Consider the following 21,773-nt stretch of genomic DNA (forward strand, 5'->3'; position numbering starts at 1 on the left):
ATTCTGCGCAGGCCGCGCGGCATCGAACAGGAGACGGAATTGGCGTCGCGCCATCATATCGCCAGGGACATTTCCTATGCGCATTCCGCCGCCACGCGTGGCGGACGTGCGATCATCAGGCTGATGGAAAACAGCACTGGACGGCTGGGGCTGATCCGGCGTGCGCAGGGCTATGAAAAAGACCTCGCGTCGGGACGGGATTTCTGGACGGTCATGGTCGAGCGCTACGGGCTTACCTTGGACGTGGCGGGAGGCGCGCTGTCAAACATCCCGTCGGAAGGGCCGCTGATCCTGATCGCGAACCACCCCTACGGAATTCTCGACGGGCTGATGATGGGGCATATCCTGGCCCGATCCCGAGGCGATTTCCGCATTCTGGCCCATCGTGTCTTTCAGAAGGCCGAAGATATCGACCGCGTCGTCCTGCCGATTTCCTTTGACGACACCAGGGATGCCGTGCAGCTGAACCTGAGGACGCGAAAGACGGCGCTGGACTACCTTGGCGCGGGCGGAGCCATCGGGATTTTTCCGGGCGGCACGGTCAGCACTGGTGCGAAACCGTTTTCGCATCCGATGGATCCCAACTGGCGCGGGTTCACGGCGAGGATGATTGCCAAGTCTCGCGCGGTCGTGGTTCCGGTATTCTTTGACGGTCACACGAGCCGGCTGTTCCAGATTGCGAGCCATTTGCATGCCACGTTGCGGATGGGGCTTTTGATCAAGGAGTTCCGCCGGAGGGTTGATACCCCGGTGCGGGTCGTCATCGGCGCACCCATCGGCCGCGACATACTGGACCCGTTGGCGGGCGACGCCAAACAGATGATGGATTTCCTGCGCAAAGCCACCTATGAGTTGTCTCCGACGCCGCTCGGATCCTTCGAGCGCGGCTATGAATTCGAGGAACGGCATCGCGCCTGAGGCACGGACATGGCAGTTGGCATTTTTGATTCCGGCCTCGGCGGGCTGACGGTTCTGGAGGCGGCGCAGCGGCGTCTGCCAGAAGTGGACTTCCTGTATCTGGGCGACAGCGCCCACGCGCCCTACGGGGTGCGGGATGCCGATGACGTGTTCAACCTGACGGTCGCATCGGTTCAGCGGCTGTGGGATGGGGGATGCGACCTGGTGATCCTGGCCTGCAACACCGCCAGCGCGGCGGCCTTGCGGCGGATGCAGGAAGGCGGTCTGCCGAAAGGCAAGCGTGTGCTGGGCGTATTCGTTCCGCTGATCGAAGCCCTGACGGAACGGCAATGGGGCGACAACAGCCCGCCGCGGGAAGTGGCGGTGAAGCATGTGGCGCTGTTCGCAACGCCTGCGACGGTCGCCAGCCGTGCCTTCCAGCGCGAACTGGCGTTCCGCGCCATAGGGGTCGATGTGGAAGCGCAGGCCTGCGGCGGCGTCGTCGATGCGATCGAGGATGGGGACATGATTCTGGCGGAGGCGCTGGTACGGTCCCATGTCGATGCCCTGAAGCGCAAGATGCCCAACCCGCAAGCTGCGGTTCTGGGGTGCACGCATTACCCGTTGATGCAGCAGACCTTTCAAGATGCGCTTGGACCGGATGTGACGGTCTTCAGCCAGGCCGACCTTGTCGCGGAAAGCCTTGCCGATTACCTCGAACGTCATCCCAATATGATGGGAACGGGTGCGGCAGGCTATCTCACCACCGGCGATGCCAGACGGGTCAGCGACCGCGCGACGCAGTTCCTGCGACGAGAGATCCGGTTTCAGGCGGCCTGATTTTTGTCAAGGCCGCCACGACGCTTGTCCTGTAGTCCCGTTGTCGCATAGACGGCAGGGGAACCCGAACACACCAATGCAAGAGGTCCGACATGACCCATAAGATCGCAATCCTCGGAGCCAGCGGCTATACCGGCGCGGAACTGGTGCGGCTCATCTCTGGTCATCCCAACATGGACATTGTCGCCCTGTCGGGAGAGCGGAAGGCCGGCATGCGCATGGCCGACGTGTTCCCGCACCTGCGCCACATGCAACTGCCCGACCTGTGCCGGATCGACGAGATCGATTTCTCGGATGTGGGCCTGTGTTTCTGCGCCTTGCCGCACAAGACCAGCCAGGAAGTGGTGCGCGAATTGCCCGCGTCGTTGAAGGTCGTCGATCTGAGCGCGGATTTCCGGTTGCGGGACCCGGACGCCTATCAGAAATGGTACGGCAATCCTCATGCCGCGTTGGATCAGCAGCGCGAAGCCGTCTATGGCCTGACGGAATTCTACCGCGATGATATCCGCGGGGCGCGGCTGGTGGCGGGCACGGGCTGCAACGCCGCAACCGGGCAATTCGCCCTGCGGCCGCTGATTTCCGCTGGTGTGATCGATCTGGATGAAATCATCATGGACTTGAAATGCGCCGTGTCCGGAGCCGGACGAAGCCTCAAGGAGAACCTTCTGCACGCCGAGTTGAGCGAAGGCTACAACGCCTACGCGGTTGGCGGCACCCATCGGCATCTGGGCGAATTCGATCAAGAGTTCAGCGCCCTGGCCGGACGCCCCGTCAAGGTGCAGTTCACGCCGCATCTGATCCCCGCGAACCGCGGGATTCTTGCCACGGTCTATGTCAAAGGCGATGCGCTGGCCATTTTCGACACGTTCAGCGCCGCCTATGCGGACGAGCCGTTCATCGAGGTTCTGGCCTTTGGCGACACGCCAAGCACGCACAACGTGCGCGGGTCGAATTTTGTGCATATCGGCGTGACTGCCGACCGGATCGAAGGCCGCGCAATCGTGATCGCGGCCCTGGATAACCTGACAAAAGGTAGCAGTGGCCAGGCATTGCAGAACGCGAATCTGATGTTAGGTGAAGAAGAAACCACAGGGCTGATGATGGCCCCGCTGTTTCCGTGAGGTAACCGATGAAGAACCTGAAGAAAAAGCGTCGTGTCCAGGTCATCGTTCTCGCGGTGGTCGCGCTGGTGGTGTCCAGCGGGCTGATCGGGTATGCGATGCGCGATGGAATCAATTTCTTTCGCGCGCCCAGCCAGATCGTCGCAGAACCCCCGGCGCCGAACGAAGTGTTCCGGATCGGCGGATTGGTTGAAGAGGGCAGCATCATTCGCGGGCAGGGCGAAACCATCCAGTTTTCAGTCACCGATGGCGGTGCGTCGATACCGGTGACATTTTCGGGAGTTCTGCCGGATCTGTTCGCCGAGAACCAGGGCATGGTCGGCACCGGAAGTTACGTGAACGGTGTCTTTGAAGCCACTGAAATATTGGCGAAACATGACGAAACATACATGCCGACGGAAGTGGTCGACGCCTTGAAGGAACAGGGTGTCTACAAGGATCCGAACGGCAGTTGACCGGTCCCGTGAAAACGGCTTCCCGGTGACAAGATCCAGGTCTGGAAACGGTGCAGCGTCCGGTCGGGTGTCAGGCCATTAACCATTTCAGAGCAGATTTCCCATCGTGATCTTGGGAGACTGCAATGCAGACTGTGCGCGATATTGCCGAAGAGATAGTTGCCCGCGAAGGCGGGTACGTGAACGATCCGGATGATCCCGGCGGAGCGACCAACTACGGTGTGACCATACACACGATGCGCCGCCTCGGACTCGACCTGACCGGAGACGGAGTCATTGGCGTGGCCGATGTCCGTGCCCTGACCCGAGAACAGGCGGTAGATATCTTTGTGTCCCACTATTTCGTTCGGCCGAGGATCGCCGAGATGCCGTCGGCTTTGCAGGCCAGCCTGTTTGACATGTATGTCAATGCCGGGGGCAACGCGGTCAAGATCCTCCAGCGGATGCTGCGAGACATGGGCTACGCCGTCTCGGTGGACGGTGCGATCGGACCGCAGACACTTGAAGCGACACGCGATGCGGCACGGCCCGACGGTCTGGCGCTGCGCGATGCCTACGGGGTGGCGCGCCGGAATTATTACTTCCGTATCGGCGACGGCCGCGTGGCGAGCCGGAAATACGCGCGGACACGGGCGGGCGGCAAAGGCGGCTGGATCAAGCGCGCCGAAGAGTTCCTGTCGCCCCGATACCACATGACCGACGCAGAATTTCAACAGAGGGTGGCAGCATGGGGCTGATCCAGGGATTTCTGACCATGATGTTCGGCAACGGGCGCAATTTCGTGCGCGAGACTGTCGAAGTCTTTACCGAGAACGCCGAAGCCGGGGCACAGCGCGCCCACGACGTGCAAGGACAGGCGATGCAGCAATTCGGTGCTGAATTCGCGGTGCCCCGGCAGGGAGTGTTCGATCGGGTTATGGATGGCGTGAACCGCTTGCCGCGCCCTGCGATGGCCCTTGGAACGCTCGGTCTTTTCGTTGCGGCCATGGTTGATCCGATCTGGTTCGCGGCGCGAATGCAGGGTGTCGCACTTGTTCCGGAACCGCTCTGGTGGTTGCTGGGCGTGATCGTGTCTTTCTATTTTGGCGCACGGCATCAGTTGAAAACGCAGACGTTTCAGCGCGATATCGCCACCACCATGGCGCGCGTTCCGCAGGTCGTGCAGAACATCGGCGCATTGCAAAAGCTGCGCGCCGACAGTCCGGGTGTCGCCGATCCAGGACCGGATGCATCGCTGAACATTGCCGTGCTGAGTCCCGAAGAGAACCCGGCGCTGCGTGACTGGAAAGAGGCCCGCCAAGCATAGGCCTTGCGACAATGTGAACGGTCTCCCGCGTCGAAAAGCATTGGCCGCACCGCGGCGGGAGACTATACATCCGGGCATGATTACAGAGCTCGGTCACTACTGCCTCATTCTCGCGTTTCTGGTGGCCATCGTGCAGATGGTGGTGCCTTTGGTCGGGGCCCAGAAAAGATGGTCTGCGTGGATGGCGGTCGCCGAACCCGCGGCATCGGTGCAGTTCCTTCTGACGGCCTTTGCCTTTGGCGCGTTGACCTGGGCCTTTGTCACCTCGGATTTTTCATTGAAGCTGGTCGTGCTGAACAGCCATTCGGCCAAGCCGATGCTCTACAAGATCAGCGGAACCTGGGGCAACCACGAAGGCTCCATGCTGCTCTGGGTGCTGATCGTTACGCTGTTCGGGGCCATGGCGGCCTGGTTCGGCGGCGGGCTGCCACCCAGCCTGCGCGCGCGGGTTCTGAGCGTTCAGGCAGCGATCGCGGTCGCGTTTTTCGCTTTCATCCTGTTCACCAGCAATCCGTTCCTGCGGCTGGCAACGCCGCCGTTTGACGGGCAGGACCTGAACCCGCTGTTGCAGGATCCGGGGCTGGCGTTTCATCCGCCGTTCCTCTACCTGGGTTATGTCGGACTGAGCATGGCCTTCTCCTTCGCCGTCGCCGCCCTGATCGATGGCCGGGTCGATGCGGCCTGGGGGCGCTGGGTGCGGCCCTGGACGCTTGCGGCCTGGGTCTTTCTGACCATCGGTATCGCTCTGGGGTCCTGGTGGGCCTATTACGAGCTCGGCTGGGGCGGCTTCTGGTTCTGGGATCCTGTCGAGAACGCATCGTTCATGCCCTGGCTTCTGGCTGCCGCGCTGCTGCATTCGGCAATCGTCGTGGAAAAGCGCGAGGCTCTGAAAAGCTGGACGATCCTGCTGGCGATCCTGGCCTTTGGCTTTTCGCTGATCGGCACGTTTATCGTGCGCTCCGGTCTTCTGACCAGCGTGCACGCCTTTGCCAATGACCCGGAGCGGGGTATCTTCATCCTGATCATCCTGGCGATCTTTACCGGCGGAGCGCTGACACTCTTCGCGGCCCGCGCCGGGGCGATGGAGGCCAAGGGCGTTTTCGGCGTCGTCAGCCGCGAAAGCGCGGTGCTGACCAACAACATCATCCTGGCGGTCGCCTGTTTCGTCGTTTTCGTCGGAACCCTTTGGCCTGTGATCGCCGAGATGTTCTTTGACCGCAAGCTGAGCGTCGGGCCGCCGTTCTTCAACATGGCTTTCACCCCGTTCATGGTGCTGTTGGGGCTGATCCTGCCGGTCGGGGCGATGCTGCCCTGGAAGCGGGGCCGTCTCGGGCGGGCGATGTGGCCGCTCCGCTACGCATTTGTGCTGGCATTGGCGCTTGGCGTTCTGGCATGGGCCATGCAGACCGGGCGCAGTGCCCTTGGTCCGGTCGGGCTGATGCTGGGGTCGTGGATGGTCTTCGGCGCGATCGTCGATCTGTGGTCGCGCACGGGGCGCGGCGGTGACCGGATCGGGCGGCTGTTCCGCCTGCCGGGGGCGGATTGGGGCAAGGCGACCGCGCACGCCGGGCTGGGCGTGACCATGTTCGCCATCGCCGGTCTGACCGCATGGGAGCAGGAAGATATCCGTGTCGTTCAACTGACCGAACCCTTCGAGGTCGGGGCCTTTACCCTGACGCTTGAAGATGTCGTTCAGGAAGAGGGGCCGAATTTTTTTGCCACGACAGGTATCGTCAGACTGCAACGGAACGGGCGCGATCTTGCGGAACTGCGCCCCGAGAAACGCCAATACCCGGTGGCGCGGATGCCCACCACGGAAGCCGCGATTGACTACAGGTTCCTGCGGGATGTCTATGTGGTGATCGGAGACCAGCAGGTGGATGGCGGCTGGACCGTGAGAACCTATGTCAAACCGCTGACGAACTGGATATGGGCGGGCTGTCTGATGATGGCGCTTGGCGGTGCGTTCAGCCTGTTCGACCGGCGGTTCCGCGTCGCGGCGGGTGCCCGCCGCGCAAGTGGCCGGGAGGTTCCGGCCGAATGATCAGGAACTGGACCGCTGCGATCCGTTCGTCCGTCCTGGCCGTCGCTGTACTGGCATCGCCCGTCTGGGCGGTTCAGCCCGATGAAGTGCTCGACGATCCGGTGCTGGAGCAGCGGGCGCGCGACCTGAGCCAAGAGTTGCGCTGCCTCGTCTGCCGGAATGAAAGCATTGATGAAAGCAATGCCGATCTTGCCCGAGACCTGCGCATTCTGCTGCGGGAACGGCTGGTGGCCGGGGACAGCGACGAGGCGGCGATCGCGTTTATCGTTGATCGCTACGGCGAATATGTGCTGCTGCGACCGACGACGGGGGGCGCGAACTGGATTCTCTGGGCGGCGGGTCCGCTGATGCTGCTCCTGGCGGGCGGGGTCGGAATCGGCTACCTGCGCGGCCGCGCCGCTGCGCCGCAGACACAGGAATCCGCGCTTTCCGACGCCGAACAGGAACGGTTGCGCCAGATTCTCGACGAGTGACGTGCGGTTCCGCTTTTCACGGTCTTCCCGCTGCGTCACGCTGAGCGCGAAAAACGCATGAGGTCGCCATGAACTACGAGACAATCACCGTGGAAATCACCGACGGACTGGGCCTTCTGACCCTGAACCGGCCCGACAAGATGAACGCGCTGACCACGCAGATGCGGGCCGAAATCGCCTTCGCGATGCGCGACATGGCCAAGACGGCCCGCGTGATCGTATTGACCGGGGCCGGCAGGGCGTTCTGCACAGGGCAGGATCTGGGCGACCGAAGCGACGCCGCGCATATCGACCTCGAACGCACCTTGCGCGACGAATATGTCCCGATGCTCCAGGCGATCTACGACTGTCCTGTGCCGACCATTGCTGCGGTCAACGGCCCGGCGGCGGGGGCAGGGGCCAATCTCGCGCTCGGCGCCGATGTGGTCATCGCCACGGAAAGCGCATATTTCCTGCAAGCCTTCACGCGGATCGGGCTGATTCCGGATGCCGGCGGCACCTGGTTCATGCCGCGCCAGATGGGACTGGCCAAGGCAATGGGCGCGGCCCTGTTCGCGGACAAGATCACTGCCCGCCAGGCCGACGAATGGGGGATGATCTGGGAAGCGGTCGAGGACGAGGCGTTCGATGCCCATTGGCGCGGTCGCGCGGCGCAACTGGCCGCCGGGCCGACGGCTGCCTATGCGGCGGTCAAGACGGCGATCCGCGGATCCTTTGACAAGTCCCTCGACGATCAGCTTTCGACAGAGGCGCATCTGCAAGGCGAATGCGGCAGATCCCGCGATTTCCGCGAGGGCGTCCTGGCGTTCATGGAGAAACGCCCGGCCCGGTTCGAAGGTCGCTGACCGAATCCGCACCGCGCAGACCGTCTGGCGACGACGAGCCCAGGTTTGACAGCAAAGCGCCCCGGCCATTGCCCGGGGCGCTTTCCATGACCGGTTCAGGCGTCGTGTCAGCGTTTTTCGATGTCGACGTAGTCGCGCAGCGTCTCGCCCAGATAGAGTTGGCGCGGACGGCCGATCTTGTTCTGCGGATCGGCGATCATTTCCTTCCACTGGCTCACCCATCCGACGGTGCGCGACAGCGCGAAGATCGGGGTGAACATGGATGTCGGGAACCCCATCGCCTCGAGGATGATGCCGGAATAGAAATCCACGTTCGGGAAAAGCTTCTTCTCGGCGAAATAGGGATCGTTCAGCGCCTGGTGCTCCAGTTCCTTGGCCACCTGGAGCTTGGGATTGTTCTCGATGCCAAGCAGATCCAGAACCTCGTCGGCGGATTTCTTCATCACTGTCGCGCGCGGATCGAAGTTCTTGTAGACCCGGTGGCCAAAGCCCATCAGGCGGAACGGGTCGTTCTTGTCCTTGGCGCGCGCGATGAATTCGGGGATCCGGTCCACCGACCCGATCTCTCCCAGCATCTCGAGGCAGGCCTGGTTTGCGCCGCCATGGGCCGGACCCCAAAGACAGGCGATCCCGGCCGCGATGCAGGCGAACGGGTTGGCGCCGGACGAAGAGGCCAGGCGCACGGTCGATGTGGACGCGTTCTGCTCGTGGTCGGCATGCAGGGTGAAGATCCGGTCCATCGCCCGCGCCAGGATCGGGTCCACATGGTATTCCTCGGCCGGGACCGAAAAACACATGTGCAGGAAATTGGACGCGTAATCCAGGTCGTTGCGCGGATAAACGAAGGGCTGGCCGATGGAATACTTGTAGGCCATCGCAGCGATCGTCGGGACCTTGGCGATCAGGCGCATGGCGGCGACTTCGCGTTGCCATTCGTCATTGATGTCGGTGCTGTCATGGTAGAAGGCGGACATGGCCCCGACGACGCCGACCATTGTCGCCATCGGATGAGCGTCGCGGCGGAACCCGCGAAAGAAATTGTGCATCTGCTCGTGCACCATCGTGTGGCGGGTAATTCGGGTTTCGAAGTCTTCCAACTCTGCCGCGCTCGGCAGTTCGCCGTTCATCAACAGGTAGCAGACTTCCAGATAGTGCGATTTCTCGGCGAGCTGGTCGATCGGGTAGCCCCGGTGCAAGAGAATGCCCGCGTCGCCGTCGATGAAGGTGATCGTGCTGTCGCAGCTGGCGGTCGATGTGAAACCCGGATCATAGGTAAAGACGCCCGCAGTGCCATAGAGCTTCCGGATATCGACGACATCGGGACCGGCCGTGGGGGAAAAAATCGGCAGCTCATAGCTGTCTTCGCCGATCGTTAGTGTCGCGGATTTTTTCGTGTCAGTCATTATATGTCTTCCTCTTGCATCCACGGGCCGGGTTGCCTGACCTGTGCGGGTATGGACGGTTCGCCGAAGCGCCGGCCCGATGGTATCGACGTCATGTCTCCGCGGGGAATCCCCCGGATCGACCGGACGCATCGTCTAGCCGATCCAGGGTTTCCTGACGGCCCAGAATCAGCATCATGTCAAAAACCGAAGGCGTCACCGCCCGACCCGCCAGCGCCGCCCGAAGCGGACCCGCCAGTTTGCCGAACTTTGTCCCCCGGGATTCGGCAAAGTCGTTCAGAGTATCCTCCAGAACCTCTCGGGTCCAGCTAGCATTTTGCAACTGCGGCGTCAATTCTGACAGTATACCATCGGATACCGACCCCAGCGCCTTCGCGGCCTTCTCGTCCGGCAAAATTGGGCGGGATGTCAGGACAAAATGCGCCTTTTCAAGCAGTTCAGGGAAGGTTCGGGCGCGGTCCTTGAGGCAATACATCGCACGCTCCAGATCGGTTTCCTGCGTCAAGGTCAGCGCGGGCAGGCCCGCCGCGGCCAGATAGGCCACGATTTCTTGCCGCAGCGCAGCATTCGCCATCACCGCGATGTGCTGCCCGCTCAGGTTCTCCAGCTTCTTCAGGTCGAACCGGGCCGGGCTCTTGCCGATTCCATCCAGATCGAACCACTCCAGCGCCTGCCGATCGGTGAAGAATTCGTCGTCGCCATGGCTCCAGCCGAGCCGGGCGAGATAGTTGCGCATGCCGGCCGCCGGATAGCCCATGGCCTGGTATTCCTGCGCGCCGAGCGCGCCGTGCCGCTTGGACAGTTTCTTGCCGTCGGGACCATGGATCAGCGGGATATGGGCCCAGACCGGAACGTCCCATCCCATCGCATCGTAGATCATCATCTGCCGGGCGGCATTGTTCAGGTGATCGTCGCCGCGAATGACATGGGTGACGCCCATGTCGTGATCGTCGACCACGACGGCCAGCATGTAGACCGGCGTGCCGTCCCCGCGCAGCAGCACCATGTCATCCAACTGGTCGTTGCGGATCGTGACGTCGCCCTGCACCTGGTCGCGGATCACCGTCGCTCCGTCCTGCGGCGCCTTGATGCGGATGACATATGGCGCGTCCGGATGGCTGGCGGGATCGGAGTCGCGCCAGGGGCTGCGGAACAGGGTCGATTTGCCTTCGGCGCGCGCCGTATCCCGGAACGCCGCGATCTCGTCCTGGGTGGCGAAACATTTGTAGGCCTTGCCTGCGGCCAGCAACTGGTGCGCCACCTCGGCATGGCGGTCGGCCCCGTCGAACTGGCTGACCACCTCGCCGTCGTGATCCAGCCCGAGCCAGGACAGGCCTTTGAGAATGGCGGCCGTGGCTTCGGGGGTGGAGCGTGCGCGATCCGTGTCTTCGATGCGCAGCAGGAACTTGCCGCTGCGGCCCCGCGCATAGAGCCAGTTGAACAGCGCGGTCCGCGCGCCGCCGATGTGCAGATATCCGGTGGGCGAAGGCGCGAAACGCGTGACGACAGGTTTGGACATATGGTCGGATTTACCTCTTGGTAACCATGGAAAGGATAGGGTCAGCGCCTGTCTAGCGAGCCGGGCGGCAGGGAGCAAGCATGGGCATTTTCAGGCGGGTTCTGGCCCGCGCCGATCTGGTGCTGTTGAACCAGCGCGGACATCTGTTCCCCTGGGCACCGGTCTTTCTGGCCATTGGCATTGGCTGGTACTTTTCGCTGCGCATGGAGCCGGTCCTGGCGGTCTATGGCTGCGTCGCCCTGATCGGATTGACGGCTGTTGCTGCGGCGATCCGGTGGCCCAGCGGCCTGTCGGCTATCGGCTGGGCGCTGGCTCTGGTCGCGTTCGGGTTCTGCCTCGCGGGAAACCGGGCGCATCAGGTCGGCGGGCCGGTGCTGGGGTGGCGATATTACGGCCCGATCGAAGGCCGCGTCGTCGGGCTCGACCGGTCTGCCTCCGACGCGGTGCGGGTGACATTGGATCGGGTCCGGCTGGAACGGGTCGGACCCGACCGCAGGCCGGACCGGGTGCGGATTTCCCTGCATGGCCCGGCCGCGGACATCCGGCCGGGCCAACGGATCATGACGACCGGGCATCTGTCGCCGCCGCAGGGGCCGGTGGAGCCGGGCGGTTTCGATTTCCGCCGGCACGCGTGGTTCCAGGGGCTGGGGGCCGTCGGTTACACCCGGACCCCGGTTCTGCTCGCGGCTCCGGCGATCGAAGGCCGGGCCGGCGTCAAGGTTCTGGCAATCCGGATGGCGGCGTCCAACCGGGTGCGCGAGCTTCTTCCCGGCGATGTCGGCGGTTTCGCGGCGGCGGTGACGACCGGGGATCGCAGCGGCGTCGGGCAGGATGCGCTCGATGCGTTGCGGGCCAGCAACCTGGCCCATCTGCTGGCGATTTCCGGCTTGCACATGGGGCTTCTGGCCGGGTTCGTTTTCGCCGCGTTGAGGGTGGGGCTGTCGCTGGTTCCGGCGTTCGCCCTGCGGTTTCCGGTCAAGAAAGTCGCGGCGCTCGGCGCTCTGGGGGCCGCAGCCGGATATCTCGCCCTGTCCGGAGGCAACGTTGCGACCGAACGCGCCTTCATCATGGTGGCCGTGGTGCTGATCGCGGTGCTGGTGGATCGGCGGGCGTTTTCCCTTCGGGCCGTGGCGATGGCCGCGCTGATCGTTCTCGTTCTGCGCCCCGAGGCCCTGCTGGGGCCGGGGTTCCAGATGTCCTTTGCCGCCACGACTGCGCTGGTGGCGTTCTTCGGTTGGCTCCGCGACGCGGACCTGCCCAGAGCGCCGAACTTCGTGAAGCCGGTCCTGGGCGTCGTCCTGTCCTCCGCCATCGCGGGACTCGCCACCGCGCCGGTTGGGGCCGCGCATTTCAACACCATGTCGCATTATGGCCTGATCGCCAATCTGCTGTCGGTGCCGCTGATGGGAATTCTGGTCATTCCGGCGGCGGTTCTGGCGCTGCTGCTTGCGCCGTTCGGGCTTGAGATGGTCGGTCTCTACCCGATGGGGATGGGGCTGCGATGGATTCTCGGTGTCGCGCATTTCGTCACCGATCTCGACGGCGCGCAGGGATATGTTCCGGGCCCCGGACATTGGGTGTTGCCGATGCTCTCTCTTGGCTGCCTGTGGGTGATGCTCTGGCAGGGCCGGGCGCGCCTTGCCGGGCTTGCGCCCGTGGTCCTGGCGTTTCTGCTCTGGGCGCAGACCGAACGGCCGGCGGTGCTGGTGGCGGATACCGGCGGGCTGGTCGGTGTGATGACGGCGGAGGGTCGTGCCCTCAGCAAGGCGCGCGGGGCGGGGTTCATTGCCGGCAACTGGCTGGAAAACGACGGCGACGGAAGCGATCAGCCCACCGCCGCCGGACGCTGGCCGGGTGCCGAGGACAAGGTTCGGACATTCTCCGCCGGACCCATCGAAATCGTGCATGTGATCGGCAAGACCGGCGCGGCAAGAATGGACAGCTGCGCTGCGGGCCAGATCGTCGTCGCATCGGTGCCGCTACGCCTGAAAGGACCGTGCGAAGTCTATGATTCAAAGCGGCTTCTGGATACCGGAAGCCTGGCAATCAGCGGTGGCATGATCGTCACTGCGCAGGAACGATCCGGGCGGCGCATCTGGAACACGCCGCCCGGTCACAAAGCTGTGCGCCTGGCGCAGCGTCAGTAGGTGCGGATCAGCCCGACCAGAACGCCCTGAACCTTGACCTTGTCCGACGGCAGCACACGGGTTTCATAGGCCGGGTTGGCGGCTTCCAGCGCGATGGAGGTGCCGCGGCGCATGAACCGTTTCAAGGTCGCCTCATGGTCTTCGACCAGGGCAACGACGATATCGCCGTTGTCGGCCGTCGACGTTTCGCGGATGATCACGACATCGCCGTCGTTGATGCCCGCGTCGATCATCGAGTCTCCCTTGACCTCGAGCGCATAGTGTTCGCCGGTCGACGACAGCATCTGTTGCGGCACGGCGACCTGATGGGACACTTCGCTGATCGCTTCGATCGGAACGCCGGCGGCGATGCGGCCCATCATCGGCACTTCGACGGCGCCGATGGTGATCGGCTCGGAATTGGCGGGCCGGGGCGCGTCGGGCTTGTCGCCCTGTATCACGCGCGGCGTAAAGGCGGCTGTGGCCTTGCCGCCGAGGCTTTCGGGCAGGCGCACGATTTCGATGGCGCGGGCGCGATGGGCCAGTCTGCGGATGAACCCGCGCTCCTCGAGCGCGGTGATCAGCCGGTGAATGCCCGATTTGCTGCGCAGATCCAGCGCGATCTTCATTTCATCGAAACTGGGCGGAACACCGTCGCGTTGCACCCGTTTGTGGATAAATTCCAGCAAGTCCAACTGCTTCTTGGTCAACATGGCCCGAACCTCTTGTCGCTGTGTCTGACTTTGTTCTAGGCATGTTCCCGTTTTGTGTCAACGGGTTTGCCAAGGGACCGTCACAAGGGAAGATAGTTGACCATCGCGCCGGAACGGATCGGAGGGTCGTTGGGCGCGCGCACCAGAAGGGCGTTGGCCTGCGAGAGCACGGTCAGGAGCGAACTGTCCTGATTGTCGAAGGCGCGCAGCTTGTCTCCATCGACGACGGCGCGCATGTAGTGTTCGCGTGGCCCGTTCGCGCCGAGATCGCCGTTCAGCCGGACCGACCGCAGGTCGGGCAACTCCTTGCCCAGTCCCAGCATCGCCCGCACCATCGGCGCCAGAAAGATGTGGCCGCACACCATGGCCGACACCGGGTTGCCGGGCAGCCCGACCATGGCGGCGCCGTTCAGCCGTCCCGCCATAAGGGGTTTGCCCGGACGCATCGCCACCTTGTAGAAAGACCGCGCCATGCCCAGGTCGGCGGCGGCCTGGCCGACCAGATCATGGTCGCCCACGGATGCACCCCCGATGCTGACGATCAGGTCGGCGCCTTCGGCCAGTTCAAACGCCATCCGCAGCGAGGACAGCGTATCGCGGGCGATCGGCAACAGGCGGGCGGTCGCGCCCAGCTGCTCCAGCATCGCCTTCAGCCCGAAGCTGTTGGAGGCGATGATCTGGTCCGGTCCCGGCCTTTCGCCCGGCATCACCAACTCGTCGCCATTGGCCAGAATGGCCACGACGGGTTTGCGGGTGACGGGCACCCGGTCGATGTTCATGGAAGCGAGAAGCGCCACGTCCTGCGGGGTCAGCACCCGCGGGGCGGAGATTTCGGTGCCCGCCGCGAAATCGCAGCCGGCGGGGCGGATGTTGTCCTTGGGGCCGGGATCTTCGACGATGGTGATCAGATCGCCCGCGCGCCCCACGTCTTCCTGGATGATGACGAAATCGGCCCCCGCAGGCACCGGCGCGCCGGTAAAGATGCGGACGGCCTGTCCGGCGCCGACCTTACCGGTGAACGCATGTCCGGCGGCGGCTTCGCCGATCACCTTGAACATCGCGTCTCGTTCGACCTCTGCCGCTTTCACCGCGTAACCATCCATCGAGGATGCGGCGAACGGGGGCTGGTCGCGCTGCGCCTGCACGGGGCGGGCCAGAACCCGGCCGGCGGCGTCGATCAGGGGCACGCTCTCCACCGGCAGCGGAGCGACAAGATCGAACAGGGCGGCGCGGGCCTCGGCAACGGTGATCATTTGGCTTCGTAACGCCCCGATTTGCCGCCATCTTTCAGCACGACCCGGATGCCCCCGATCTGCATCGCCTTGTCCACGGCTTTCGCCATGTCATAGACGGTGAGGGCGGCGGTGGACACGGCGGTCAGGGCTTCCATCTCGACACCGGTTTGACCGGTGGTCTTGACGGTCGCCGCGATCTGCACGCCGGGCAGGTCGGGGTCCAGTGTCAGGTCGACCGTGACCTTCGTCACCGGCAGCGGATGGCAGAGCGGGATCAGGTCTGGCGTTTTCTTGGCCCCCATGATCCCGGCAAGCCGCGCGACCCCCAGGACATCGCCCTTCTTCGCGCGGCCTTCGGAAATGATGTCAAAGGTTTCCGGCGCCATGCTGATGTGGCCGCGGGCGACGGCGACACGGGACGTCGCCGCCTTGTCGGACACGTCCACCATATGCGCGTCGCCCTTGCTGTCGAAATGGGTCAGCGCCATCACATGCCCCCGGCGGGCCGCAGCGGGTTGTCCAGAAGCGCGCGGGTCGCGGCGGCAACGTCGTCCTGGCGCATCAGGCTTTCCCCGATCAGGAAGTCGCGCACGCCATAGCGGGCCATCTCCGCCAGGTCCTCGGGCGTGTTCAGGCCGCTTTCGCTGATGATCAGCCGGTCCGCCGGCACCAGCTTGCTCAGCCTGCGGGTCACGTCGAGCGAGGTTTCGAAGGTCTTGAGATCGCGGTTGTTGATCCCGATCAGGCGGCTTTTCAACGCATTCGCGCGTTCCAGTTCCGCTTCGTCGTGAACTTCGATCAGGGCGTCCATCTCCCACTCGGCCGCGACCGATTCCAGTTCGGCGGCCTGCGCGTCGCTGACCGAGGCCATGATGATCAGGATGCAGTCCGCGCCCAGGCTTCGGGCTTCGATGACCTGATAGGGATCATACATGAAATCCTTGCGCAGCACCGGCAGATCGCACGCGTCGCGGGCAGCGGTCAGGAATTCCTTGGCCCCCTGGAAACTGGGTGTATCCGTCAGCACAGACAGACAGGTTGCGCCACCATCCTGATATGCCTTCGCCAGGCCGGGCGGGTCGAAATCCGGGCGGATGAGACCCTTGGAGGGGCTGGCCTTCTTGATCTCGGCGATCAGGCCGTAGTCTTCGCGGCTGGCGCGGATCAGCGCCTCGGCAAAGGGGCGGACGGCAGAGGCGTTGCGGGCCGCGTCCTCGATCTGTTCCAGGGGGCGCGCCGCCTTGTCCGCGGCGATTTCTTCCAGCTTGTAGGTTCTGATCCGGTCGAGAATGGTCTCTGTCATTGGGTTTCCTGCGTGATCCGCGCCAGCTTGTCGATCTTGTCCTTGGCTGCGCCGCTGTCGATGCTGGCCGCCGCCATTGCGACGCCGTCGCGCAGATCGTCAACCGAGCCGGCCACCACGAGCGCAGCGGCGGCGTTCAGCAGCACCGCGTCGCGATAGGCCGACCGCGACCCGTCGAGCAGAGCGCGAAAAGCTGCGGCGTTGTAGTCGGGCGTGCCGCCAAGGATGTCTTCGAACGGGTGCACCGGCAGTCCGGCGTCTTCCGGATGCAGTTCCACCTCCTTTACGACGCCATCCTCCAGCGCCGCGATCCAGCTTATCCCGGCGATCGTCAATTCGTCGGTCCCGTCGCTGCCATGCACGAGCCAGGCGCGGTCGGACCCCAGCGCTCCGAGGGTTTCCGCCATCGGACGGATCAGATCCCGGGTGAACGCCCCGGTCAGCTGGCGCGTGACGCCGGCCGGGTTGGTCAGCGGGCCGAGTATGTTGAAGATCGTCCGGGTTCCCAGCTCGGTCCGGCTGGGGCCCACATGCGCCATCGCCGGATGATGCATCGGCGCCATGAGAAAGGCGATCCCGACATCGGCCAGCGCCTTTTCCACGGTCTTCGGGCCGACCATCACGTTGATCCCCATCTGGGTCAGCGCATCCGCCGCGCCGGATTTGGACGACAGGTTGCGGTTGCCGTGCTTGGCGACAGGCACGCCCGCCCCGGCCACGACGAAGGCGGTCGCGGTCGAGATGTTCAGCGTTCCCTTGCCGTCGCCGCCGGTGCCGACAATGTCGATGGCGCCGGGCGGGGCCTTGACCGCGTGACACTTGGCGCGCATCACCGCCGCCGCGGCGGCGAATTCGTCGACGGTTTCCCCGCGGGTGCGCAAGGCCATCAGCAGCCCGCCGATCTGGCTTGGCGTCGCTTCGCCCTCGAACAGGATGGTGAAGGCGGTCTGCGCCTCGTCGCGGGTGAGCGGGCGTTCGGCGGCGGCCCCGATCAGCGGTTTGAGTGCCTCGCTCATGCCGGAACCTTCAACTCTGCCAGGAAATTTTCCAGCAGGGCGTGGCCATGTTCCGACGCGATGGATTCCGGGTGGAACTGGACCCCGTGTATCGGCAGGTCGCGATGCTGAAGGCCCATGATCGTGCCGTCTTCCAGGTCTGCCGTGACGGTCAGGCAGTCGGGCAGGGTATCCCGGTCCACGACAAGCGAATGGTAGCGGGTCGCCAGGAACGGGCTGGGCACGCCGTCGAACAGACCCTTGCCGGCGTGCCGCACCTGTCCCATCTTGCCGTGCACGATCTCGTGGCAGCGCACGACGCGGCCGCCGAAGGCCTGACCGATGGTCTGATGGCCAAGGCAGACCCCCATCAGCGGTGTGCGGGTTTCGGCGGCGGCCAGCGTCAGCGCCAGGCAAATGCCGGCCTGGTCGGGATCGCAGGGGCCGGGAGACAGCAGGATTCCGGCCGGGTTCATGGCCATCGCATCCTGCACAGTCAGCGCATCGTTGCGCCGGATCACCACATCCGCGCCCAACTCGCCTAAATAGTGTACAAGGTTGTAGGTAAATGAGTCATAGTTGTCTATCAGCAGCAGCATCGGGCATTCGTTCGATATGGGCTAGAGGCCGGAGCCTCCGCGGCATTACAAGGGTCGCACCATACATGTTCAGGCTTGCCGGTCAGCGTCAAGGGCGCAAACCCGGTGCGGGATTGCAGGAAACGCCGCCAAGACGGCCAGTGCAAGACCGGAAAGGAAAAGAGAGGCGAAATTGTCATGCGGGGATTTCTGGGCGGCATCGTATCGGGTCTTGCGCTGGCGGCAATCGGTGTCGCGGCCCTTTCGGTGCTGTCGCCAGCCGGTCCGCCGCCGACGGTTGCGCCCGATGTGCCCGAACAATCGGCGGGCGACGCCGCGCCTGGAACCCGCCTGACGCTGAACGGCGCACCGACCGATCCGGAGGTGGTGGAAACCGCCCGGCCCGCGGCAGTCGCGGCACCTCTGGAAACGGATGATCCGGTCGTTGCGCAAACGCAGGCCATTCCCGACCGGGATCTGCCGCAGGTCGGGGTTTCGCCCGCTCCGCTCGACGCGCCAAAGGGCGCGGCGCAAAGTCCGGCAGTCCCGGCGGGCGTGGAGTCCGCGGCTCTGACCGGCACCGCCGCGCCGCCCCGCGCCCCGGAAAAGGACAAGGGCATCATCGTCGTGACCGGCGTGCCGGCGGTTCCGGCGTTGGCGGGGAACATCGAACCGGTCGTCGCGAAGGACGGATCGACCCTTCGGAGCGTCCGGTACCCGGAACCGGAAATCGAACCCGCGGCGCGAAGCGAAACGCCGTCCCTGACCCTGCCGGGGGCGGATTCGTCTCCCGGCGTCCAGCCTGGCGCGGCGCCGCCAACGGTGGATCCCGCGCCGGATCAGGTCGCTGCGGTCGATTCCAACCCGGACGCTGACCTGCGAAACGGTTCGCCGGATCAGACTCCCGCGCCCAATGCCTCCCAGATCACGCCGGGATTCGGAACGCCAGTGGTGCCATTGACGGAGCGTGCGAAGAATCCGGATCTGCCCGCCGACGCGTCAAAGCCGGATCAGCGGCCGCTGGACCAGTTCGCGGCGGCCTTTGACAACCCGGATGACCTGCCGCTTCTGGCCATCGTTCTGGTCGACGATGCGGATGCGGCTGACATCGAGGCACTGGACGATTTTCCTTATCCGCTCGGTTTTGCCATAGATCCGGCCGCGCCGGACGCTGCCGGCAAGATGACGCGGCACCGGGCCGCGGGGTCCGAGGTGCTGGCCCTCGTCGACCTGCCGCCGGCCGCGACCGCGCGGGACGCAGAAGTGGTTCTGGCCGCCGGTTTCGACGTTCTGTCCGAAGCGGTGGCGGTGATCGAAGGCCCCGGCACGGGGCTTCAGGGCAACCGCGCCTTGTCCGGACAGGTCTCTGATTTCGCGCGCGGCACCGGTCGGGGGCTGGTCACGCAGAGCGCGGGGTTGAATGCCGCGCACAAGCAGGCGCTGCGCGACGGAGTTCCCTCCGCCCTGGTCTGGCGCGATCTGGACAGGGACGGCCCGTCGCCGGACAGCATGCGGCGGGGGCTCGATCAGGCGGCCTTCCGGGCCGTGCAGGAGGGGGGCATCGTCGTCATGGCCCGGTTGCGGCCGGATACGGTGAAGGCCCTGCTGCTCTGGGCCGGTCAGACCCGCCCCGGCCGGGTGGCCGTGGCCCCGGTGTCCGCGGTGATGAAGCAGTCGCTGCGCGGCGACTGATCCGCGCGCCGCCCGCAGGTTTTGCATGTGTTCATGATTTCTTGACATACATCCGGTTGAAATGCCGGCCAGGGTTTGCCGGTTTCGCGGGGTGGAAAACGCTTGATCTTTGCCATTCTGCTGTTCCTGATCTCCTTGCTCGGCCTCGTGGCGGCACTTGCCAATCCGGCATGGGGCGACTTGATTCTGCTGGCGGGGCCATGTGCGGCAGCCGGTCTGGTGCTGCTGATCCGCGCCGGGGTGCGGCGACGCGGGCAACGGCCCCGATCGGAACCCGGACAGTGGATCGTTCTGGACGGGTCCAACGTCATGTACTGGAAAGACGGCACACCCCGGATCGAAACCGTGCGGGAGGTGTTGCTGGCGTTGTCCGGGCCGGATCTGGAGGTCGGAGTCATGTTCGATGCGAATGCCGGATATCTGCTGTTTGACCGGTATACGCATGATCGGGCCTTCGCCACCTTGCTGGGATTGCCGGAAGACAATGTGATGGTCGTGCCAAAGGGCACCCCGGCGGATCCCTATATTCTCGCGGCCGCCCGAAAGCTGGGCGCGCGGATCGTGACCAACGACCGGTTCCGGGACTGGGCCGGGGATCATCCGGAAATCCGCAGGCCCGGGCATCTGATCCGTGGCGGCTACCGGTCGGGCAGGCTCTGGCTGGACCGGGGCGGGGAACGCGCCGTGGAAACGGGACCGGCGCGGCGCGCGAAACGCTAGCGGTTGCCGTCGCCGGAGAAGCGGGCGGCGTCGGCGGCGGCGCGGCGTATGGCATTGGATTTGTGCACGGTTTCCTGATACTCGGCTTCGGGGTCGCTGTCATAAACCACGCCGCCGCCGGCCTGGATGTAGAGCGTCCTGTCCTTCACCACCGCAGTGCGCAGGGCAATGCACATGTCCATGTCGCCGCCGGCGGAAAAATAGCCGACGCCGCCGCCATAGACACCGCGTTTCTCGGGCTCGAGTTCGTCGATGATTTCCATGGCGCGCACCTTGGGGGCGCCTGACACCGTGCCCGCGGGCATCCCGGCAAAGAATGCATCCAGCGCGTCCTTGTCCTCGGCCAGTTCGCCGACGACGTTGGACACGATGTGCATGACATGGCTGTAGCGTTCGATGATGAATTTCTCTGTCGGGCGCACCGTGCCGATCTTGCTGACGCGCCCGGTGTCGTTCCGCCCCAGGTCCAGCAGCATCAGGTGCTCGGCCAGTTCCTTCTTGTCCGCAAGAAGGTCGGCTTCGAAGGCCCTGTCTTCTTCAGGGGTGGCGCCGCGCGGACGCGTGCCGGCGATCGGGCGGATCGTGACCTCTTTGCCGAAGACCCGGACGAGGATTTCCGGGCTCGCGCCGATGACCTGAAAGCCGCCGAAGTTGAAATAGAACATGAACGGCGACGGATTGGTGCGGCGCAGGCTGCGGTAAAGCGCGAAGGGGGGCAGGGGAAAGTCCTGCGACCAGCGTTGCGACGGAACCACCTGGAAGATGTCGCCGGCGCGGATGTAATCCTTGGCGGTTTCCACCGCGGCGCGATAGGCGTCGGGTGTGAAATTGCTGACGGGTGGCGCGATTTCCGCGGCCTCGCCCATTTCCCGCGTGTCGGCGGGCATGGCGCGGTCGAGATCGCGGACCGCGTCCATCACCCGTTCGGCCGCCTGCGCATAGGCGGCGCGTGCGGTCTGTCCGTCGCTGACCCAAGCGGTGGACACGACGGTCACGTCGCCCTTTACGCCATCCAGCACGGCGACGACCGAAGGCCGCAGCATGACCGCATCCGGAAGACCGAGCGGGTCCGGCGGAACGTCAGGCAGATGTTCCACCAGCCGCACCATGTCATAGCCGAGATAGCCGAAAAGCCCGGCGGCGGCCTGCGGCAGATCGGCGGGAAGACCGACACGGCTTTCGGCGATCAGGGATCGCAGGTTGTCCAGCGGATTGCCCGGTTGCGGCGTGAACGCGTCGGGGTCGAACCGGGCAGAGCGGTTGAGTTCGGAGCCATCCCCCCGGCAGCGCCAGATCAGGTCGGGTTTCATGCCGATGATAGAATAGCGCCCGCGCACTTCGCCGCCGGTCACGGATTCCAGGATGAAGGCATCCTTCTGCGCCCCGGTCAGTTTCAGCATCAGCGACACCGGAGTGTCCAGATCGGCCGCAAGCCGCGTATAGACCACCTGGTTTTCGCCGGCGTCATAGGCGCGGGCGAAGCTGTCGAAATCCGGGGTCAGGGCCAT

The 21,773-nt window shown here is 64.6% G+C and carries 21 protein-coding genes; 12 read left to right on the forward strand and 9 right to left on the reverse strand.

The window, feature by feature from the left end; genetic code table 11:
• Nucleotides 1-39 precede the first annotated feature (39 nt).
• The 9 genes from QO034_RS04960 (at nucleotide 40) to QO034_RS05000 (ending at nucleotide 7,981) form a co-directional block, all read left to right on the forward strand.
• The gene (locus QO034_RS04960; RefSeq protein ID WP_284484399.1) at nucleotides 40-918 is read left to right on the forward strand and encodes a lysophospholipid acyltransferase family protein; all 879 of its coding nucleotides are present in this window, start codon (nucleotides 40-42) and stop codon (nucleotides 916-918) included.
• Between the two features lie 9 nt (nucleotides 919-927).
• Nucleotides 928-1,737 carry a glutamate racemase gene (locus QO034_RS04965; RefSeq protein WP_284484400.1) on the forward strand — a complete coding sequence of 270 codons (810 nt, stop codon included), beginning with the start codon at nucleotides 928-930 and terminating at the stop codon, nucleotides 1,735-1,737.
• A 92-nt stretch (nucleotides 1,738-1,829) separates the two neighbouring features.
• Entirely contained in the window at nucleotides 1,830-2,858 is a 1,029-nt protein-coding gene (argC, locus tag QO034_RS04970; RefSeq protein WP_284484401.1) for an N-acetyl-gamma-glutamyl-phosphate reductase, read from the forward strand.
• 8 nt (nucleotides 2,859-2,866) lie between these two features.
• Nucleotides 2,867-3,313, forward strand: a complete 447-nt coding sequence (ccmE, locus tag QO034_RS04975; protein ID WP_284484402.1) for a cytochrome c maturation protein CcmE — start codon at nucleotides 2,867-2,869, stop codon at nucleotides 3,311-3,313.
• A gap of 125 nt (nucleotides 3,314-3,438) precedes the next feature.
• The gene (locus QO034_RS04980) at nucleotides 3,439-4,050 is read left to right on the forward strand and encodes a holin-associated N-acetylmuramidase (RefSeq protein ID WP_284484403.1); all 612 of its coding nucleotides are present in this window, start codon (nucleotides 3,439-3,441) and stop codon (nucleotides 4,048-4,050) included.
• On the forward strand, nucleotides 4,041-4,619 hold the full coding sequence (locus tag QO034_RS04985; RefSeq protein WP_284484404.1) for a holin family protein: 579 nt from the start codon (nucleotides 4,041-4,043) through the stop codon (nucleotides 4,617-4,619). The genes QO034_RS04980 and QO034_RS04985 overlap by 10 nt, the downstream gene beginning before the upstream one ends.
• 76 nt (nucleotides 4,620-4,695) lie before the next feature.
• Nucleotides 4,696-6,663 carry a heme lyase CcmF/NrfE family subunit gene (locus QO034_RS04990; RefSeq protein WP_284484405.1) on the forward strand — a complete coding sequence of 656 codons (1,968 nt, stop codon included), beginning with the start codon at nucleotides 4,696-4,698 and terminating at the stop codon, nucleotides 6,661-6,663.
• Complete coding sequence (locus QO034_RS04995; protein ID WP_407696724.1) at nucleotides 6,660-7,136, forward strand: cytochrome c-type biogenesis protein; 477 nt, start codon at nucleotides 6,660-6,662, stop codon at nucleotides 7,134-7,136. Before QO034_RS04990 ends, QO034_RS04995 begins: the two co-directional genes overlap by 4 nt.
• A 68-nt stretch (nucleotides 7,137-7,204) precedes the next feature.
• The gene (locus tag QO034_RS05000; RefSeq protein ID WP_284484406.1) at nucleotides 7,205-7,981 is read left to right on the forward strand and encodes an enoyl-CoA hydratase-related protein; all 777 of its coding nucleotides are present in this window, start codon (nucleotides 7,205-7,207) and stop codon (nucleotides 7,979-7,981) included.
• A 107-nt stretch (nucleotides 7,982-8,088) separates the two neighbouring features.
• Here the strand turns inward: QO034_RS05000 and gltA are convergent, their stop codons facing one another.
• Together gltA and gltX are read right to left on the reverse strand one after the other, a co-directional pair.
• A complete protein-coding gene (gltA, locus tag QO034_RS05005) occupies nucleotides 8,089-9,384 on the reverse strand; it encodes a citrate synthase (protein ID WP_284484407.1) in 1,296 nt (431 codons plus the stop codon).
• A gap of 91 nt (nucleotides 9,385-9,475) precedes the next feature.
• Nucleotides 9,476-10,903 (reverse strand): glutamate--tRNA ligase, encoded by a 1,428-nt coding sequence (gene gltX, locus QO034_RS05010; protein WP_284484408.1) that lies wholly within the window; start codon nucleotides 10,901-10,903, stop codon nucleotides 9,476-9,478.
• A gap of 80 nt (nucleotides 10,904-10,983) precedes the next feature.
• On the opposite strand from gltX, the gene QO034_RS05015 reads away from it, so the two are divergent.
• Nucleotides 10,984-13,050, forward strand: a complete 2,067-nt coding sequence (locus QO034_RS05015) for a ComEC/Rec2 family competence protein (protein ID WP_284484409.1) — start codon at nucleotides 10,984-10,986, stop codon at nucleotides 13,048-13,050.
• On the opposite strand, the gene lexA is transcribed toward QO034_RS05015, so the two are convergent.
• The 6 genes from lexA to QO034_RS05045 all read right to left on the reverse strand — a co-directional run bounded on the left by lexA (nucleotide 13,044) and on the right by QO034_RS05045 (nucleotide 17,874).
• Entirely contained in the window at nucleotides 13,044-13,742 is a 699-nt protein-coding gene (lexA, locus tag QO034_RS05020) for a transcriptional repressor LexA (RefSeq protein ID WP_284484410.1), read from the reverse strand. The two genes, QO034_RS05015 and lexA, sit on opposite strands and share 7 nt — an antisense overlap.
• Before the next feature lie 80 nt (nucleotides 13,743-13,822).
• Nucleotides 13,823-14,995, reverse strand: a complete 1,173-nt coding sequence (locus QO034_RS05025) for a molybdopterin molybdotransferase MoeA (protein ID WP_284484411.1) — start codon at nucleotides 14,993-14,995, stop codon at nucleotides 13,823-13,825.
• Nucleotides 14,992-15,465, reverse strand: a complete 474-nt coding sequence (moaC, locus tag QO034_RS05030) for a cyclic pyranopterin monophosphate synthase MoaC (protein WP_284484412.1) — start codon at nucleotides 15,463-15,465, stop codon at nucleotides 14,992-14,994. The genes QO034_RS05025 and moaC overlap by 4 nt, the downstream gene beginning before the upstream one ends.
• Nucleotides 15,465-16,280: an indole-3-glycerol phosphate synthase TrpC gene (gene trpC, locus QO034_RS05035; RefSeq protein ID WP_284484413.1), complete on the reverse strand. Its 816-nt coding sequence runs from the start codon at nucleotides 16,278-16,280 to the stop codon at nucleotides 15,465-15,467. Before trpC ends, moaC begins: the two co-directional genes overlap by 1 nt.
• Nucleotides 16,277-17,296 carry an anthranilate phosphoribosyltransferase gene (gene trpD, locus QO034_RS05040; protein ID WP_284484414.1) on the reverse strand — a complete coding sequence of 340 codons (1,020 nt, stop codon included), beginning with the start codon at nucleotides 17,294-17,296 and terminating at the stop codon, nucleotides 16,277-16,279. Before trpD ends, trpC begins: the two co-directional genes overlap by 4 nt.
• Nucleotides 17,293-17,874 (reverse strand): anthranilate synthase component II, encoded by a 582-nt coding sequence (locus tag QO034_RS05045; RefSeq protein WP_284484415.1) that lies wholly within the window; start codon nucleotides 17,872-17,874, stop codon nucleotides 17,293-17,295. The genes trpD and QO034_RS05045 overlap by 4 nt, the downstream gene beginning before the upstream one ends.
• Before the next feature lie 177 nt (nucleotides 17,875-18,051).
• On the opposite strand from QO034_RS05045, the gene QO034_RS05050 reads away from it, so the two are divergent.
• Together QO034_RS05050 and QO034_RS05055 are read left to right on the forward strand one after the other, a co-directional pair.
• A complete protein-coding gene (locus QO034_RS05050; protein ID WP_284484416.1) occupies nucleotides 18,052-19,545 on the forward strand; it encodes a divergent polysaccharide deacetylase family protein in 1,494 nt (497 codons plus the stop codon).
• 102 nt (nucleotides 19,546-19,647) lie between these two features.
• The gene (locus QO034_RS05055; protein ID WP_284484417.1) at nucleotides 19,648-20,265 is read left to right on the forward strand and encodes an NYN domain-containing protein; all 618 of its coding nucleotides are present in this window, start codon (nucleotides 19,648-19,650) and stop codon (nucleotides 20,263-20,265) included.
• On the opposite strand, the gene trpE is transcribed toward QO034_RS05055, so the two are convergent.
• The gene (gene trpE, locus QO034_RS05060; protein ID WP_284484418.1) at nucleotides 20,262-21,773 is read right to left on the reverse strand and encodes an anthranilate synthase component I; all 1,512 of its coding nucleotides are present in this window, start codon (nucleotides 21,771-21,773) and stop codon (nucleotides 20,262-20,264) included. The two genes, QO034_RS05055 and trpE, sit on opposite strands and share 4 nt — an antisense overlap.

The organism is Sedimentitalea xiamensis (assembly GCF_030164465.1).
GTDB lineage: Bacteria > Pseudomonadota > Alphaproteobacteria > Rhodobacterales > Rhodobacteraceae > Sedimentitalea > Sedimentitalea xiamensis.